Source organism: Alcanivorax sp. 24 (assembly GCF_004360225.1).
Lineage (GTDB): Bacteria > Pseudomonadota > Gammaproteobacteria > Pseudomonadales > Alcanivoracaceae > Alloalcanivorax > Alloalcanivorax xiamenensis.
In genome coordinates, this window is the sequence record NZ_SNUA01000044.1 from 1 (window position 1) to 908 (window position 908).

A 908-nucleotide genomic window follows, 5' to 3' on the forward strand; every position below is an offset into this window, starting at 1 on the left:
TCGGCGATGGTCGGCGCCGCCGGGGGCGTGGTGTCGTTCAGGTTTTCGTCCACGATGGTGGTGGCAGGATCACTGGTATTACCCGCCGGGTCCGTGGCCGTGACACTGACTTCCGTGCCATCCGCCAACGGCGCGTCCGGCGTCACACTCCAATTGCCATCGGCATCTGCTTCAACGGTGTAGTCCGGGGTGCCATCCCCGTTGATATCCACATCAACGGTACTGCCCGCTTCGGCGGTACCAGTAAGGATCGTTCCGTCAGTGGGTTCCACCGTCGGCGTCGCCGGCGCGGTGGTGTCTACATTCAGTTCAAACACCGCGCTCAGATCCGAAGTGTTGCCGGCCGCATCCGTGGCTGTCGCCGTGAAGCTGTAATCGCCTTCGACCAGTTCCGTCGTCGGCGTAAAACTCCAATTGCCGCTCGCATCGGCTGTTGCCGTACCGATCTCGGTACCGCCCAGGAGGATCGCTACCGTGCTGCCCGCTTCCGCTTTCCCGGTCAGGGTCGGCGAGGTGTCGTTGGTGCTGCCTCCAGTCAGCACCGGATCGGTGCCCGGTGCCACATCATCCATTACCTCGGCGATGGTCGGCGCCGCTGGCGGCGTGGTGTCGTTCAGGTTTTCGTCCACGATGGTGGTGGCAGGATCACTGGTATTACCCGCCGGGTCCATGGCCGTGACACTGACTTCCGTGCCATCCGCCAACGGCGCGTCCGGCGCCACACTCCAATTGCCATCGGCATCTGCTTCAACGGTGTAGTCCGGGGTACCATCCCCGTTGATATCCACGTCAACCGTGCTGCCCGCTTCGGCGGTACCAGTAAGGATCGTTCCGTCAGTGGGTTCCACCGTTGGTGCCGCCGGTGCGGTGGTGTCCACCGTCAGAGCACCACTAGCGGTGCTCTCATT

Annotated in this window: 1 protein-coding gene; it reads right to left on the reverse strand. The window is 63.2% G+C overall.

Features of this window, described 5'->3' with window-relative positions:
* The coding region (locus tag E0L37_RS21190) for an Ig-like domain-containing protein (protein ID WP_205655672.1) at nucleotides 1-908 on the reverse strand (908 nt) is incomplete at both ends.